We start from the raw sequence: 15,222 nt of genomic DNA, 5'->3' as shown, positions 1-15,222 counted from the left end.
TCCTTACGGGGCCCCCTTTTTTGTCAGGATGGGCTGTCAAGCGCGCCGCTTTCTGCGGCTTTTAGCCAGGCTTCCACATAAGGCGGCAGGGGGGATGGCGTGCCGGTTGCATCACTCCAGAGATTGATCATCAGGGAAGACAGCCGGGAGTTGGCTTCCAGAATGACCGGGCCGCAATCCGTCAGCAGAACGTCCCAGCCAATGACGGCCAGAGACGGCAGGAGTGTGGATCCCTGTTCCACCAGCTGGACGGCTTCAGCATAATCCGGCAGGTGGAGACCGGACAGGCTTGCTCCACTCCAGGGGACTGTCGTCAGGCCTGCTCCGGGACTGTGCAGAAACTGCCCGAGCCCCATTGTTCCTGTTTCAGGATTGATCGGCACGATCAGGGCACCGCTCAGGCTGGTTGTGGTATAGGCCTGTGGGGCCTGAATCTTAGCAAACGCGGCGATGACCCGGGCTGGTCCCCCGGGGTAGCGGGCTGTTGTCAGGCGCAGTTCGGGGGTGCAGCCGGGGAAGGGCGTGCGCAGGTCTTCCGCAGGGTGCAGGAATTCCTGGATCAGGACTCTGCCGTTGCGGGCGAGAGCAGCCAGTCTGGAGCGGGCTGTTGCCGCTGAGACCTGTTCTGGCAGAGGCGAGCCGTCACTGATGAAAAGCAGGTTGTTCTCTTCCGCTGCCGGAAAAACTGCCATCACCCCCTGAGCGGCAGAGCCTGCCGCCAGCTTGATGAAAACCGGGGTCTGCCACGGCCAGTCACGCAGGGCTTTCACCTGATCCTCCCCCAGTATGGCCAGTGTTGTAGGCACGGGGAGCCCGCAACCGGCCAGTTTTTCCGACAGAGCCGGTTTGTTCAGGGCCAGTCTGCGGTCTTCCAATTTGGCAAGATTGGCCCAGAAAATGGCTGCTTCCCTGTCTGACAGTCCGGAAAAGACCGAAGAGCTGGTCAGTTGCTGATCCCAGGGGCGTATCCCTGATCTCCACCCCTGCCATATCTGCCGGAGCAGGGTGGATGTGCGCCATGGACGGGGGCGGTCATGGATCGCCCGGATCGGGCAGACGATCAGCCACAGCAGGCGGATCAGTGGCCGGGCCAGAAGTCTGACCGGTGCGGGGTACCGCTTCCAGAAACGACGGGAAATGACCTGCCGGACCCGCCGCGTCGGAAGCGAAGCCGTCGATGGCCCGAAGACTCCGGCGGTATCGAGGGGCAGACGTCTGAGGAGGATTTTCAGCTGAGACCAGCGGACGGAATACGGCACGGTACGCTCCCCACAGGGCTGTTCTTGTCAGGTCTGGCTGCGGCAGGCATCCTGAGGCACACCAGACACCCGGAAAAGGGGCAGCAGGCGCCGCAGGGTGCCGCCGCCATCCTGCAGGACAGACGTGTAGAAACAAAGAACCAACGATGATCAGAGGGGGAAAATGCAATGCTGAATACACTGTTGCCGGGGTTTAAGGTTCTCGATCTTTCTCAATATATTCCCGGCCCCTATGCTACTCTGCTGCTGTCGGACATGGGCGCCGATGTCATTAAGGTTGAGCCGCCACAGGGCGACCCGATGCGGACCTTCGGTCCGGTCGCCGATGATGGGCTGTCACCGCTGTACCGGGTGCTGAATGGCAATAAGACCATTGTTCACCTTGATCTGAAGACGGCAGAAGGTAAGGCGGAACTGGAGCGGCTGGTCCAGCAGGCAGATGCGTTGGTGGAAAGTTTCCGGCCCGGTGTTCTGCCGCGTCTGGGGTTTGGGCCAGAACGGTTGCTAAGCCTGAATCCGCGCCTGATCCACTGTGCCCTGTCCGGGTACGGGCAGACCGGTCCGCTGGCACTGCAGGCGGGACACGATCTGACCTATATGGCTTTGACCGGTGCCCTGTCACTGATGGGGACAGAAGAAACGCCGGTGATCCCGTTCCCGCCGATTGCGGACCATGCCGGGGCAATGCATGCGGTGATGGCCATTTTGGCGGCAGCGGTCCGGCAGAGCCGTGAGGGTGTTGGGGCCAGCATTGATGTGTCGTTGTTTGAGTCTGCGCTGGGGATGAATGCGCTGGGGCTGACCCTGGGGTTGACGGGGCCGGTCCTGCCGGAGACTGATCTGTTGAACGGTGGGGCCGCCTGCTATCGGCTGTACCGCTGCAAGGATGGACGTTTTGCCGCACTGGCGCCGCTGGAGCCAAAGTTCTGGCGGGCATTCTGTCTGGCAGTTGAGCGGCCGGACTGGATTGACCGTCAAGGGGAGCCGATGCCCCAGACCGCTCTGATCGCAGAGATCGCAGCCCTGTTTTTGACCCGCACGCTTGATGAATGGTCGGCTGTTCTGACGCCAGTTGACTGTTGTTTTGATCCGGTTCTGACGCCCGTCGAGTCGCTGCGGCACCCGCATGTTGTTGATCGCGGGTATGTGAAGACCGGATCAGCCGGGGGTGGTATGGCGGAAGTGGTGTTTCCGGCCCGCGTGAACGGGCTGCCACCAGTGGAACGGCGACCATTCCGGCAGGTCGGCGAAGGTGCGGTTTCTACCCTTTGGCGTTGAAATGAACTTTTTAGTGACTGTCTGAAGATCAATAATTGCATGGGGGCTGATGATTATTGCGTCAGCCCCTTTTTATGTGTCTCCGTGTATGGGGTTTTTTATTGTAAAGACAATCAAATTTAATTGTTTGTCGTGATAATTTTTAGAATACATTTTGTAAATGCAAAATGATTATTTTATCTCGCACAACGCAAAGCATCTGTATTGACTTGAGAACGTGCTGTATTTCCCGCAAAAATCGACATGGCAATTTGCAAATATCAAAGGGTTATCAGTGGTATCGTTCTAATGTCTCATTGACCTGCCCTGTAAGGTTGTGGTCTAAGAGGTAGATCAAGCTGCAAAGAGGTTTGCCGTGAACTTCGATAAAGACCCCGATCCGATCGACATCCATGTCGGCTCCCGGATGCAACTGCGCCGCACCCTGATGGGGATGACGCAGGAACAACTGGCCAAGTCTATTGGCGTTTCCTTCCAGCAGGTGCAGAAGTACGAACGCGGTCTCAACCGCCTGAGTGCCAGCCGCCTGTTTGATGTCTGCCAGGCCCTTGGCGTGTCCATCACCTACTTCTTCGAAGACGTGCCAGAAGACACCCTTCGGGGCCGTAAGCGCAACACCGAGGTCACCGAACCGGCGGCACTCGGCGGGCGTGGCCGTCGCCCGAGCGGAGACCTGATGAACAAAACCGAAAGCCTGGAACTGGTGCGCTCTTACTGGCATATGCCGGCCAATCAGCGCGAAAAGGTCCGGGCTCTGATTGATACGCTGGCCCGCGCTAACCGCGAGTAACAGCGCCGGCGGGAAGAAGGCCGGACGGCGTGAGGCTGTGGATCAACAGAGCCCCCTGACACGGACTGAATGGCTGATATCCTGATCCGGGAGAGTACGCAGATCCGCCCCTGAACGAGAGCAGGGGCGGATTTGTGCGTTTATAGGGGATAAAGAGGGCTCCCGCCCGGGATCAGTCGCTGCAAAGGGTCCGGCAGGTGCCCCGTCCGTTCCGGTGGGCCGGGCAAAAACAGGGGCGCGAGAGCTGCCAAACAGGAGCGGGAGCCGATACCGTAAACCAGTACGGGCACGCTATGGGGTTTCGGCCTGACTTTCCCGGAAAATCGGAAAAAGCATTAAAATATGTCTGAACCGCATTATCTCAGGGTTCAGACGGTGACTGCAGACGACTGCGGTCTGCCCTGCCGTGAGCCGTTCTGTTTTCCCCCCATAATTCAGAACCCTGCACGGCCCCCTCTATGTCACTGTGGATACGGTTAAAGTTCTCAGAGATCAGCGTTTCCGGTCCGGTCGTTTTCAGAAAAAGCGAACACCGGTTTGCGGTTTCACTGCTCTGGGCACACTGCAGGGACAGAGGAACAGGGATGAAGCGTTTCGTGGTCCGTCCGGCACAGCCCGGCGATGGGGCTGATCTGGTCCGGCTGGCAGAGGGGGCAGGAACGGGCCTGACCACGCTGCCCGCTAACCCGGACGCACTGGCTGAACGGGTGGAGCGGTCGGTCGCCAGTTTTGGGCAGGCAGAGTCAGGGCAGACCCCTACGGGGACGGAATCGTTCCTGCTGGTGCTGGAGGATACAGAATCCGGGCATCTGGCCGGGACCGCCGCCGTCTATCTGGGGGTTGGCTACGACCGGCCATTCTGGAATTTCCGGCGTTCGATCCACAGTCATTATTGCCACGAACTTGGGATCCGGGTGGATTCCGAGGTGTTGATGCTGGCCAACGATTACACCGGGGCGGCAGAGGTCGGGACCCTGTATCTAGACCCGGCGGCACGGCTGCCGGGGGTCGGGGCGCTGCTGGCCCGCAGCCGGTACCTGATGATGGCACTGGAGCCGGACCGGTTTGGGTCACGGGTGATCGCTGAATTACGGGGCTGGCTGGATGCCGACGGTCAATCCCCGTTCTGGAATGCGGTCGGGCATCACTTTTTTCAGATGAGCTTTGAACGGGCGGATTTTCTGTCGGGGATTGGGCAGAACGGTTTTATTGCCGATCTGATGCCACGGTTCCCGATCTATTCCGATCTGCTGCCCCCGGCGGCACGGCAGGCGATTGCCAAGGCTCAGGATGCATCGCAGCCAGCCTTGCATCTGCTGTTGAAGGAAGGCTTCCGCCACAGCCACTCGGTGGACATTTTTGACGCAGGACCGGTGCTGGAGGCCCACCCGCATGATCTGCGGACGGTGCGCGACAGCCGCCGGGCGGTGGTGATGGCTGATGCTGCCGATGATGACCCGGCGGAAGTGTTGGTCTGTGTTCCTGATTTTTCCCGCTTCCGTGCCCTGCGGACGGTGGCCTGCGTTGACAGCGCCGGGGGGATCACCCTGTCTCCGGCGGATCGTGCGGCGTTACGCGTGGGGCTGGGGGAGACTGTGATGTGGTGCCGGGCCTGAGGGGCCGGTGGTTAGCCAGAAAGGACTTCTGTCATGACAGTACAGGCTGCACCGTCTGCGACGGTTGAGGCGAACTTTGATGGCCTGCCCGGCCTGACCCACAATTATGCGGGGCTGTCGTGGGGCAATGTTGCCTCGGGCAGTAATGCCCGTGCGGCCTCCAATCCCCGCGAGGCGGCCCGGCAGGGTGTGACTAAAATGCGCCGCCTGCTGGAGCTGGGCTATGTGCAGGGAATTCTGCCACCGCATGAGCGGCCGCATGTTCCGACCCTGCGGCGGCTGGGGTTCACCGGCACAGACCGTCAGATTCTTGAGCAGGGCTGGAAGCAGGCTCCGTCCCTGATGCTGTCGCTGCTGTCGGCATCACCGATGTGGACGGCAAATGCCGCCACGGTTTCCCCGTCGGCAGATACGGCGGATGGACGGGTGCATTTTACCCCGGCGAATCTGTCGGCAATGCTGCACCGCTCGATTGAGCATGAGGTGACCGGGCGCACCTTGCGGGCGACTTTTGGGGATGAGCGGTATTTCGCCCACCATCCGGCTTTGCCGTGCAATGAGCATTTCGGCGATGAAGGGGCGGCCAATCACACGCGTCTGTGCCCTGATTTTGCGGGCAGCGGCTTTGGTGGTGCCGGGGTTGAGGTGTTTGTTTATGGCCGTTCGGTGCTGGACCGGGCGGCGCCGAAACCGCAGACATATCCGGCCCGGCAGACGTTGGAGGCTTCGCAGGCCATCGCCCGGTTGCATGGGCTGGATCCGGCCCGGGTGGTGTTTGTGCAGCAGAACCCGGCGATGATTGACGCCGGGGTGTTCCACAATGATGTGATTTCGGTGGGCAGTGGCTCTGTGCTGTTCACCTACGAAAATGCTTTTGTCGATCATGACCGGGTGCTGGAAGACCTGAATGCCCGTCTGGGCGGGGCCCTGCAGGTGGTGCAGGTGCCTGCGATGGCGGTACCGGTGCCGGATATGGTGCGCAGTTATCTGTTCAACAGTCAGCTTCTGGCCCATCCGGATGGGGGGATGCGGCTGATTCTGCCGGTCGAGGCGCAGGAAACGGACACGGTGCGTGACTTTCTGGGGTCTGCGGTCGGACCCTCTCAGCCGATCCGCGAGGCGGTGTTCCTGGATCTGCGCCAGAGCATGCGCAATGGCGGCGGCCCGGCGTGTCTGCGTCTGCGGGTGGTGCTGACCCCGGATCAGCGGGCGGCGGTCAACCCCGGCAGTCTGATGACCCCGGCAAAGCTGGACCGTCTTGAACAGTGGATTGACCGCCATTACCGTGACCGTCTGGATGTGGACGGCCTGCAGGATCCGGCCCTGCTGGACGAATGCCGGACCGCGCTGGATGAACTGACCGGCCTGCTGGGACTGGGGTCGGTTTACGATTTCCAGAGGGAGTGAAGGGAGACATCACCCTGTGTCAGCATCGGCAGCGGGAATCCGGCAAAGTGTTTCAGGCGCTGTTTCACTTCTGCCACCCGCAGGCCGCACAGGGCCGGGCACAGGACGGCAAGGCTCTGTTCCAGAGCCCGGAAATGATCCCAGTCCCGGCAGATGATATCCATGGTGTAATCAAAGGGTCCGGCGATTTTGTAAGAGCTGATGATCTCCGGGAAGGAGGACATGGCTGCTTCAAAGCGCCGGAATTCCTCAATGCCATGATTCCCCAGCGATGCTTCTGCCATCAGATAAAGGTGTGGCAGGCAGCGTTCCAGATCAATCTCGGTGACATACTGAGCGATATATCCATGCTGCTCCAGCCGTTTAACCCGCTCAAGGCAGGGGGAGGGAGACAGGGCGACGCGCTCTGCCAGCGCCAGATTGGAGATCCGGCCTTTGGTCTGCAGGGTGGTCAGGATTTTAAGATGCAGTCCGTCCAGCCGTAGCGGGGCAGCGGTGGTCTGCATTGGGGCAGGCTCTGCCGGGGGCAGCGGCCTGCCGGTCAGCGTGGCCAGCGGATACCCCTGAAACACTTTGATCCGGTGCAGAACCACATGACCGCTGAAACGCAGGATGGCCGGATTGCGGGCAATCAGGCCATCTGTCAGATCATGATAATGCCGCACATCCCGGCACACCACACTGACCAGAAGATCATAGGCCCCGGTATTCCGGTAAATCGCCACGACCTCCGGCACCGCCATACAGTCGGCAATCAGGGGGCGCAGGGCTTCCGGCCGGTTGGGGTCAAGGCTGACCTCGCAGAACACCCGGATGTTGCTGGTCACGCGGTCAAGATCGATGTCGGTACGGTAGCGGCGGATGACCCCCTGCTTCTCCAGCTTCCGCCAGCGTTCCAGACAGGCGCTCTGGCTGAGCCCCAGATGGTCAGAGACCTGCGCGCTGGTTAACCGTGCCTGCGTCTGAAGCACAGTCAGCAGACGCAGGTTGATGTCATCCAGAGTTACCGTATCGGTCATGCCATCCCGGCCCGCAGTCTATCCCGGCCCGGACGGCCCGGGCGCAACCGGCGCAGAATGGCAGAAGCGGAACGGTTCACCAAGGGGGGCTGTGTCAGACCGGGATTATGCTGTCAGAAGCGGTCCGGTCCGGTGGGCCAGCGGTTTATCCCCGGCGACCTTGCAGATGGTATCGCCGGGGCGCACCAGCCGTTGCAGCAGGCGGCCATAGATCAGCCCGTCGGTGCGGGAATGGAAAGGAACCCGGCTGCCGGAAATTCCGTCTCCGCCCAGCGGGTTGACGACCCAGCCGAGGCAATCCCCGGCTTTAACCCGGCTGCCGACCGCACCGGCATAGACGATAATGCCCGCTGCCGGGGCTGTCACCATATCCACGGCCTCTAACGGAGTCGCGTCACAGCGGGCGGCGGGCAGCTCCGGCTGCGGACCGGACAGGGCACCCCAGTGGGTCAGCACCGCCAGCAGGGCATCGGCGTCAGCCGTGGCGAGGGAATCCGAAATGTCGGTCTGACCGCGCAGTTCTACCGTCATGCTGTGGCAGCCCATCGGGACCGGCCGTTCTCCGGCGGCGGACGCCAGCCGGACCCACGGCAGGGACAGCGCTTCGTCGAAGGGATTACCGCCGGATTCTTCGGCGATTAGAACCGCTTCTGCCTCCAGCAGGCGCATCACCCCGGCGGTCTGCGGCCAGCTGGCGGTGGAGGTATAGGTGTGCATCACCGCGTCCCAGTCGCAGTGCAGGTCGAGCACCAGATCAGCATCGAAGGCCAGACCGTAGAGCAGATGACGCAGATGGTCGCCTTCACTGCGGCCATGCGGATCCTCACCGCCTGCGGCCAGCCATTCCTGCCGCAGGACGGACCGGGCAGCGGCGACATTCTCCGCCGGATCTTCGCCCATCAGGGGGAGGGCGCGGTGCAGCAGGGCCTTCACCGGGTCAAGATGACGGCGGTTGAAGTTATGGCCGGTCGCGGTTTCAAAGCGCCCGAGCAACTGGCCCTGAAAGTGCTGGTCCAACCCGATCGGGTTGGCAACCGGCACCACAACCACCTCGCCGGTGATCTGTCCGGCCTGCTCTGCCGCCTGCAACCGGGACAGAAGGGCCTGCAGCACCACCAGCCCCGGAAGTTCATCGGCATGCAGCCCGGCCTGAAGGTAGACCTTAGGGCGGGCCCCGGCGGTACCAAAGCGGTGAACGGTCAGGGTGCGGGTGGTGCCAAGGCTGGACGGTGACAGCGGCAGATGCCGGGTCTGGGGCATGACGGGCTCCGGGGAGGGATGGTTAAGCCGGACCGGCGGGGCCGGTGGCCGGGTCGGCGACATCGGCGGCAGCCGGGGTTTCGCCCCGGTGTTTGACCGGGCGGCGGTCAGCCCCCAGCAGCCATTCGATGACTTTCAGGATCCGGGTGATGACGAACACCATCACCAGATACAGGAAACCGGCGGCGATGAAAAAATCATAGGGCTCGTAATACTGTGAATAATAGACCTTGGCCTGCCCGGTCAGATCCAGCACCGTCACCACCGATGCCAGAGACGTGGCTTTCAGGCTGAACACCACTTCGTTGCTGTAGGCGGGCAGAATGGTCCGCCACATCCGGGGCAGAATCACCAGCCGGTAGGTCTGAAACGCTGACATGCCATAGGCACGGGCGGCTTCCACTTCGCCCTGTGGCACGGTCTGGATCCCGCCGCGCATCAGCTCGGTGATATAGGCAAGATTGTTGAGGGTGAACGCGATCATCGCGCACCAGTAGGCGTTACTGAGGATGTTGTGCCACAGGAAGCCGTCCCGCAGGCTTTCAAACTGCCCGATGCCGTAATAGATCAAAAAGATCTGCACCAGCAACGGTGTGCCACGGAACACAAAGGTGTAGGCGGCGGGCCCGATACGGACCCAGAAGCGTGAGGATGACCGCGCAATGGCCAGTGGAACCGACAGTATGGTCGCCACAGCCAGCGGCAGGATCAGCAGTTGCAGGGTCAGCCCGGCGCCTTTCAGCAGGTCAGGCCAGGCCTCGGCGATCAGCTCAAAATCCATCTCAGGCCCTCCGCCACGCGTGATTTGCCCGTCGTTCCAGCAGCATCATGACGGCGGTGGCAACGGTGGTGAACAGCAGATAGACCGCAGCGGCCAGCAGCAGAAAGGTGAATGGCTGCTTGGTGGCTCCGGCAGCGATCTGCGCATTGCGCATGATATCCGCCAGCCCGACCACCGAGATCAGCGCGGTATCCTTGATCAGGATCTGCAGCAGGTTGCCCAGCCCCGGCAGTGCCAGACGCCACACCTGCGGCAGGGTAACAAAGCGGAAGGTCTGCCAGCGGGTGAAGCCGCAGGCCTGTGCCGCTTCAGTCTGGCCGACAGGCACCGCCAGCAGGGCAGCGCGGAACACTTCGGTGGCAAAGGCCCCCTGTACAACACCAAGGGCAATCACCCCGGCGACAAAGGGATTGAAATCAATCTGTATCTCGGGAAAACCGATCCCGGCCAGCAGCCAGTTGAAGGCGCGGGCCCCGCCGAAGAAGACCAGAAAGATCACCAGCAGTTCCGGCATGGCCCGGATAAAGGTGGTGTAGGATTCTGCCAGAAAGCGCAGCAGCCGCCACGATGACAGCTTTGCCGCCGCCCCCAGCAGCCCCAGCACGATACCGACCGGGATCACCGCGATAATCAGTGCCAGCGTCCAGCCGGCACCCCCGGCGATCATCAGTCCGTAGGACCAGAACGGATCCATCCGCGTCTCCACACCACTTTACCCGAAAATCTGAAAAAGGGCGGGCGGAGGCCATAGCTGCGGCCCCCGCCCGGTTTTCCCTTACTTATAGATATCAACGCCGAACCACTTCAGGGACAGCTTCTGGGCGGTGCCATCGGCCAGAACCTTGGACACGCCCTTTTCAAAGGCGGCCTTCAGTTCGGTTTCGCCCTTACGCAGGCCGACGCCGACACCTTCGCCGAACACCGGGTCCTTCAGCATCGGGCTGGCCAGCGCATAGTCCTTACCCTGATCGGTCTTGAACCATTCGGTACCGATCACGCTGTCAACCACCATGGCGTCCAGACGGCCGTTGACGAGGTCCATATTGACCTCTTCCTGGGTCTGGTAGCGCACCACCTCAACCACGCCGTCGAAGTACTTCTTCAGGTAGTCGGCATTGGTGGTGCCGGACTGCACGCCGACCTTCTTGCCCTTCAGGCCTTCCTTGGTCAGCTCGATGGCGGTGCCCTTCTTGGCGACGAAAGCGTTCGGCACCTGGAAGTACTTGCTGGTGAAGTCGATGCTCTTGCGGCGCTTTTCGGTGATCGACATCGACGACATGATGCCGTCGATCTTCTTTTCCATCAGCTGCGGGATCAGGGCGTCGAACGGCACGTTTGACCACACGCACTTCAGCTCGGCAGCGGCGCAGATGGCGTCGCCCAGTTCCACTTCAAAGCCGACGATCTTGCCCGACGGATCGACGAACTCAAACGGCGCATAGGCGGCTTCGGTGCCGATGCGCACTTCCTTCGGGGCGGCATGGGCTGCGGCGGACAGGGCGATGATGGAGGCGGCGGCAAAGCCGAACAGAGACTTCTTCATGATTGCTCCCGTTTGGTTGGGTCCCCGGCGGCACCTGTGGCGGCAGGGGGGTATCAGGACGTTTCCCGGTCTTTTGTGCAGTGACCGGATCCCGGTGTTGGGTCTGCCGGAAATACCGGCGTACCGGCAGGGGCAGACCGGCGGAGGCTGCCCGGCGGGCGGCCTCCGTCATTCCGTCAGAAGCTGCGGCTGATGAACTGTTTCAGGCGGTCGGATTTCGGCGCAGCGAACACGCTGGCGGGCGGCCCGAATTCTTCCACCGATCCCTGATGCAGGAACATCACCTGCGATGACACTTCACGGGCGAAGCCCATTTCGTGGGTCACCACCAGCATGGTCCGGCCTTCTTCGGCCAGACTGGCCATCACCTTCAGCACTTCGCCGACCAGTTCGGGGTCGAGGGCAGAGGTCGGCTCGTCAAACAGCATCACCTCCGGGGCCATTGCCAGAGCCCGGGCGATGGCGGCGCGCTGCTGCTGACCACCGGAAATCTGTGACGGATAATAATGCCGCCGTTCGTACATGCCGACCCGCTGCAACAGCGCCTCGGCCGCTTTCACCGCTTCAGCCCGGCTTTTGCCGAGGACCTGCTGGGGCGGGACAGCCACGTTATCCAGCACCGTCATATGGCTCCACAGATTAAAGCTCTGGAACACCATCGACAGTTTGGTGCGGATCCGCCGCAGCTGGGCGGCACTGGCCGGTTCCTGCCCGCCTGCCCGCCGACGCATGCGGATCAGTTCGCCATGGACGCGCACCTCCCCGGCATCCGGGGTTTCCAGCAGGTTGATGCAGCGCAGGAAGGTGCTTTTGCCCGAGCCCGAGGACCCGATGATGGAGATCACATCACCCTTACGGGCCTGCAGATCAATCCCTTTCAGGACTTCCAGCGCCCCGAAACGTTTGCGCATGCCCGCGATTTCCAGCGGCAGGGGCGCTGCGGTGGTTTCCGCCATACTTATCTTACTCCCGCACAGTACCCGGCTGACCGGCCTGTCATGGTTCGGGCCGGATCATAAAGTTTCACTTCTGACTTGTCTGCTGCCAATTGAACAGCGGTCAGAGATGCGGGAAGGACGGAGAAAATCTGTCCCATAGGTGATGCCTCGTTCCGACAGGTCGTTGCCGCAGAAGGATTTTTCCTGCGGTGCTGTCTGTTTTCAACCCGGCTTTACACAACCGGATGTCAAAAACGGTAACACTGTCGTCACGGGGAAAGGTTCCGAAGGGGATACGGCATTCGGAATTTTTCCCGGATCTCACTATGACTTCGGCTCAGTCTGCGGGCGTACGGGAAGCCTGTGCCCGGGGCAGGGGGCGTTCCGGCACATCCATGATCAGGCCGCCGACCCCCATCCCCATCAGATCGCGTCCGGTGACAGGAATATCGGCAGCCAGACGTTGCAGGACCCAGTCAGCCCCGTTCAACCGGGGTGAGCGGGCACATCCGGGCAGACCGAGGACGGGGCGGTCGGCCCACCAGCCGAGCATCAGCAGATTACCGGGATCAACCGGCATACCGAGATGGGCGACCTGTCCGCCGACCCCGGTCAGCGCGGAGGGCAGAATATCGCTGCGGTCAGTGATGGCAGAGGCCCCGATCATCAGAAACAGATCGCACCCCTCGGCGGCCAGAATCCGCAGGGCCTGTTCCACATCATCCTGCCGGTGCGCGCAGCGCCGTTCCTGTATCAGGGTGCCGCCACAGGCGGTCAGCCGCCCGCTCAGGACCGTGCGGGTTTTATCCAGCACTGTCTCTTTGGTGCCGCTGACGGTGGTCTGGATCAACCCGGCCCGGCGTGGTCGCCATGGGGCGACGGATAGGGTGCGGTCCCCGGCTCCGGCGGCGATGCAGGCGGCAACGGTATGTGACGGCACCGCAAACGGGATGATCTTGACGGTGGCGATCATCTGCCCGGCCTCGACCACCGTAAACGGTGGCAGGGTGGCAAGCGTTACCGCTTCGCTGACCGCATTCAGGCGGTTGACGGCGTCGGCATCAACCCGGAACACCCCGTCGTTGCGGGCGTGCAGGTTGACCCGTCCGGTGACAGCGGTCCGGGCTTCGGCCCCGGGGCCGGTAATCTGGGCTGCCAGTGCTGCGGCGGCGGCATCTTCGCCGATATCACCGGGATCAAGCCGGGCGACGATGACGCTGTCGATGCCGGTGTGCAGGAGGGTGAGACAGTCCCCGGCAGACAGCAGGCGGCCTTTGGTCCAGCGCTCCGCCCCGACCGGGGTGGCATGGGCAAGAATGCTCCCGGCAGCGTCCGGGCTGGGGCAGGGGCCGAATTTCATCGTCCGGCCCCGTTGAAAGTCGGGGCACCCCGGCGGACGGCGATGATCTGAGACAGGATCGACACAGCAATTTCCATCGGGCTTTTTGCCCCGATTGGCAGACCGATGGGGGCATGGATGCGGGCCAGATCGCCGGGGCCAAACCCTTCGGTCGTCAACCGTTCGCAGCGGCTGGCGTGGGTGCGCCGGCTGCCCAGCGCCCCGATGTAAAAGGCCTCTGACCGCAGGGCGACGGACAGCGCCGGATCATCGAACTTGGGGTCATGGGTCAGGGTGACGACGGCGGTGCGGCGGTCCAGCCCCCATGCGGTCAGTGCCTCATCCGGCCAGTCCTGCGACAGGGGGATGCCGGGAAAGCGGTCTTCACTGGCAAAGGACCCGCGCGGATCAATCACCAGCAGATCAAACCCGGCAGCGGCAGCCATCGGCACAAGATGCTGGGCCACATGCACGGCACCGATCACGGCCAGCCGCAGCGGTGGGGCATGGGCATCGACGAACAGTGGCCGCAGCCCGTTTTCCTCCGGCAGCGGGCCGCTGTCGTCCTGATCGATGCGGTGCAGGATAGTCGCCCGTTCTTCCGGCGTTAACAGCAGATCCCCCTGCTGGCCCCCGGCTGTCAGCAGGCATTGCGCGCCGTCGGTCAGATCAGTCACCACCGCTGCCGGAACACGCCGGGCTTTCAGATCCAGAAGATCGGTCAGCAGGTCGGTTTTCATCGGCGGCTCCGGTTCTGGGGGGAGGGAGAGGGGGAAACGTGGGTTACGGTGACGGTTTCCGCAAGGGGGATCTCCCCCGCAGGGCCTGCGCCAGAGCGTCCAGACTGTTGAGGGAATGCACAGGCCGGAATTCGTCGACCTGTGTGATCAGGGCGGCTGCCCCTTTGGCCCTTGGTTGATAGCCGTCCCACCGCAGCAGTGGATTCAGCCAGATCAGACGGCGGCAGGACCGGCGCAGACGGTCCAGTTCCGGCTCCAGACCGGCACCGGCGTCCCGGTCGAGACCATCGGTCATCAACAGCACGATTGCCCCCTGACCAAGCACCCGCCGCCCCCACTGGCGGTTAAACTGCCGCAGACAGCTGCCCATCCGGGTTCCGCCGTCCCAGTCGGGAACATCGCGCGACAGGCGGTTGAGCGCTTCATCACTGTCCCGCCGCCGCAGGGTGCGGCTGACGTTGCTCAGCCGGGTGCCGAACAGAAAGACATGCACCCGCCCGGCACTGCGGGCCCGGTCATTGGTGAGGGCATAGAGAAAGCGCAGGAACAGCCGGGTATACTGCCCCATGCTGCCGGAGATATCGCACAGGGCCACGATTGGCGGTGGTTTTTGCCGTGGCTGTGCCCGGACCAGAGGCAGACTGTCACCACCCCCACGCAGCGACCGGCGCAACGACTGGCGCAGGTCAATCTTCGGTCCGCTGGGGGCCGGGCGGAGGCGGCGGGTCGGGACCGTCATCCGGGCCAGCGGCAGGGCATCAATGATCCGCCGGGCTTCGGCCAGTTCGGCGGCGCTCATCTGCTCAAAGTCTTTATGGCGCAGGATTTCCTGATCCGACCACACCAGCCGGGCGTCGATTTCTATGTCCTGCCGCTCGGCGGTATCGGCGGTGTCGGGCGGCGGGGACTGTGGCCGCAGTGCATCCTGCAGGCGGCGCGACAGCGGATCACCCTGTGGCGTCAGGTCGGCCCGCAGGGCTGGCAGCATCAGCGCCATTGCCTTTTTCAGCAGCTCCGGGTTCCGCCAGAACACTTTGAAACACTGATCGAAGACCGGGTGCTGATCCACCCGGTCGGTCAGAGTGGCGTGTAATGCCCAGTAAAAATCGTCGCGGCGCTCCAGTCCCACGGCCTGCGCCGCTTCCAGTGCCCGCAGGGTCCGTTCCGGCCCGAGCGGCAGCCCGGCATGGCGCAGGGTGCGGACAAAGGCCACCACGGTCTCCGCCAGAGTGCCACTCTGTGCGGCTGTCAT

General features: G+C 62.6%; 14 protein-coding genes. 4 read left to right on the top strand and 10 right to left on the bottom strand.

Annotation, left to right across the window (positions count from 1 at the left end; genetic code table 11):
* Nucleotides 1-23: 23 nt before the first annotated feature.
* Complete coding sequence (locus G365_RS0116710) at nt 24-1,259, bottom strand: sugar-transfer associated ATP-grasp domain-containing protein (RefSeq protein ID WP_019646685.1); 1,236 nt, start codon at nt 1,257-1,259, stop codon at nt 24-26.
* A gap of 168 nt (nt 1,260-1,427) precedes the next feature.
* On the opposite strand from G365_RS0116710, the gene G365_RS0116705 reads away from it, so the two are divergent.
* The 4 genes from G365_RS0116705 to astB all read left to right on the top strand — a co-directional run bounded on the left by G365_RS0116705 (nt 1,428) and on the right by astB (nt 6,350).
* Nucleotides 1,428-2,537 (top strand): CaiB/BaiF CoA transferase family protein, encoded by a 1,110-nt coding sequence (locus tag G365_RS0116705; RefSeq protein WP_019646684.1) that lies wholly within the window; start codon nt 1,428-1,430, stop codon nt 2,535-2,537.
* Nucleotides 2,538-2,892: 355 nt separating this feature from the next.
* A complete protein-coding gene (locus G365_RS0116700; protein WP_019646683.1) occupies nt 2,893-3,327 on the top strand; it encodes a helix-turn-helix domain-containing protein in 435 nt (144 codons plus the stop codon).
* 584 nt (nt 3,328-3,911) lie between these two features.
* Nucleotides 3,912-4,943: an arginine N-succinyltransferase gene (locus tag G365_RS0116695; protein ID WP_019646682.1), complete on the top strand. Its 1,032-nt coding sequence runs from the start codon at nt 3,912-3,914 to the stop codon at nt 4,941-4,943.
* A 33-nt stretch (nt 4,944-4,976) separates the two neighbouring features.
* A complete protein-coding gene (gene astB / locus G365_RS0116690; protein ID WP_019646681.1) occupies nt 4,977-6,350 on the top strand; it encodes an N-succinylarginine dihydrolase in 1,374 nt (457 codons plus the stop codon).
* Here the strand turns inward: astB and G365_RS23195 are convergent.
* From G365_RS23195 to G365_RS22090, 9 genes are all read right to left on the bottom strand, one after another.
* Nucleotides 6,329-7,369 (bottom strand): Lrp/AsnC family transcriptional regulator, encoded by a 1,041-nt coding sequence (locus G365_RS23195; RefSeq protein WP_019646680.1) that lies wholly within the window; start codon nt 7,367-7,369, stop codon nt 6,329-6,331. The two genes, astB and G365_RS23195, sit on opposite strands and share 22 nt — an antisense overlap.
* 105 nt (nt 7,370-7,474) lie before the next feature.
* Nucleotides 7,475-8,629 carry a succinylglutamate desuccinylase/aspartoacylase family protein gene (locus G365_RS0116680; protein ID WP_026345447.1) on the bottom strand — a complete coding sequence of 385 codons (1,155 nt, stop codon included), beginning with the start codon at nt 8,627-8,629 and terminating at the stop codon, nt 7,475-7,477.
* Nucleotides 8,630-8,651: 22 nt separating this feature from the next.
* Nucleotides 8,652-9,410, bottom strand: coding sequence for an ABC transporter permease (locus G365_RS0116675; protein ID WP_019646678.1), 759 nt, complete (start codon nt 9,408-9,410; stop codon nt 8,652-8,654).
* Between the two features lies 1 nt (nt 9,411).
* Nucleotides 9,412-10,104, bottom strand: a complete 693-nt coding sequence (locus tag G365_RS0116670; RefSeq protein ID WP_019646677.1) for an ABC transporter permease — start codon at nt 10,102-10,104, stop codon at nt 9,412-9,414.
* An 81-nt stretch (nt 10,105-10,185) separates the two neighbouring features.
* Nucleotides 10,186-10,953 (bottom strand): lysine/arginine/ornithine ABC transporter substrate-binding protein, encoded by a 768-nt coding sequence (locus tag G365_RS0116665; protein WP_019646676.1) that lies wholly within the window; start codon nt 10,951-10,953, stop codon nt 10,186-10,188.
* Between the two features lie 176 nt (nt 10,954-11,129).
* The gene (locus G365_RS0116660; protein ID WP_019646675.1) at nt 11,130-11,909 is read right to left on the bottom strand and encodes an ATP-binding cassette domain-containing protein; all 780 of its coding nucleotides are present in this window, start codon (nt 11,907-11,909) and stop codon (nt 11,130-11,132) included.
* A gap of 319 nt (nt 11,910-12,228) precedes the next feature.
* Nucleotides 12,229-13,251, bottom strand: coding sequence for a molybdopterin-binding protein (locus G365_RS0116655; protein WP_019646674.1), 1,023 nt, complete (start codon nt 13,249-13,251; stop codon nt 12,229-12,231).
* Nucleotides 13,248-13,970, bottom strand: coding sequence for an XdhC family protein (locus G365_RS0116650; protein ID WP_019646673.1), 723 nt, complete (start codon nt 13,968-13,970; stop codon nt 13,248-13,250). The genes G365_RS0116655 and G365_RS0116650 overlap by 4 nt, the downstream gene beginning before the upstream one ends.
* A gap of 43 nt (nt 13,971-14,013) precedes the next feature.
* The gene (locus G365_RS22090; RefSeq protein WP_019646672.1) at nt 14,014-15,222 is read right to left on the bottom strand and encodes a vWA domain-containing protein; all 1,209 of its coding nucleotides are present in this window, start codon (nt 15,220-15,222) and stop codon (nt 14,014-14,016) included.

It is taken from the genome of Novispirillum itersonii subsp. itersonii ATCC 12639, assembly GCF_000381985.1.
Lineage (GTDB): Bacteria > Pseudomonadota > Alphaproteobacteria > Rhodospirillales > Rhodospirillaceae > Novispirillum > Novispirillum itersonii.
Note: the sequence above shows the minus strand (reverse complement) of the source record. Positions and strands in the feature narration are given on the sequence as shown.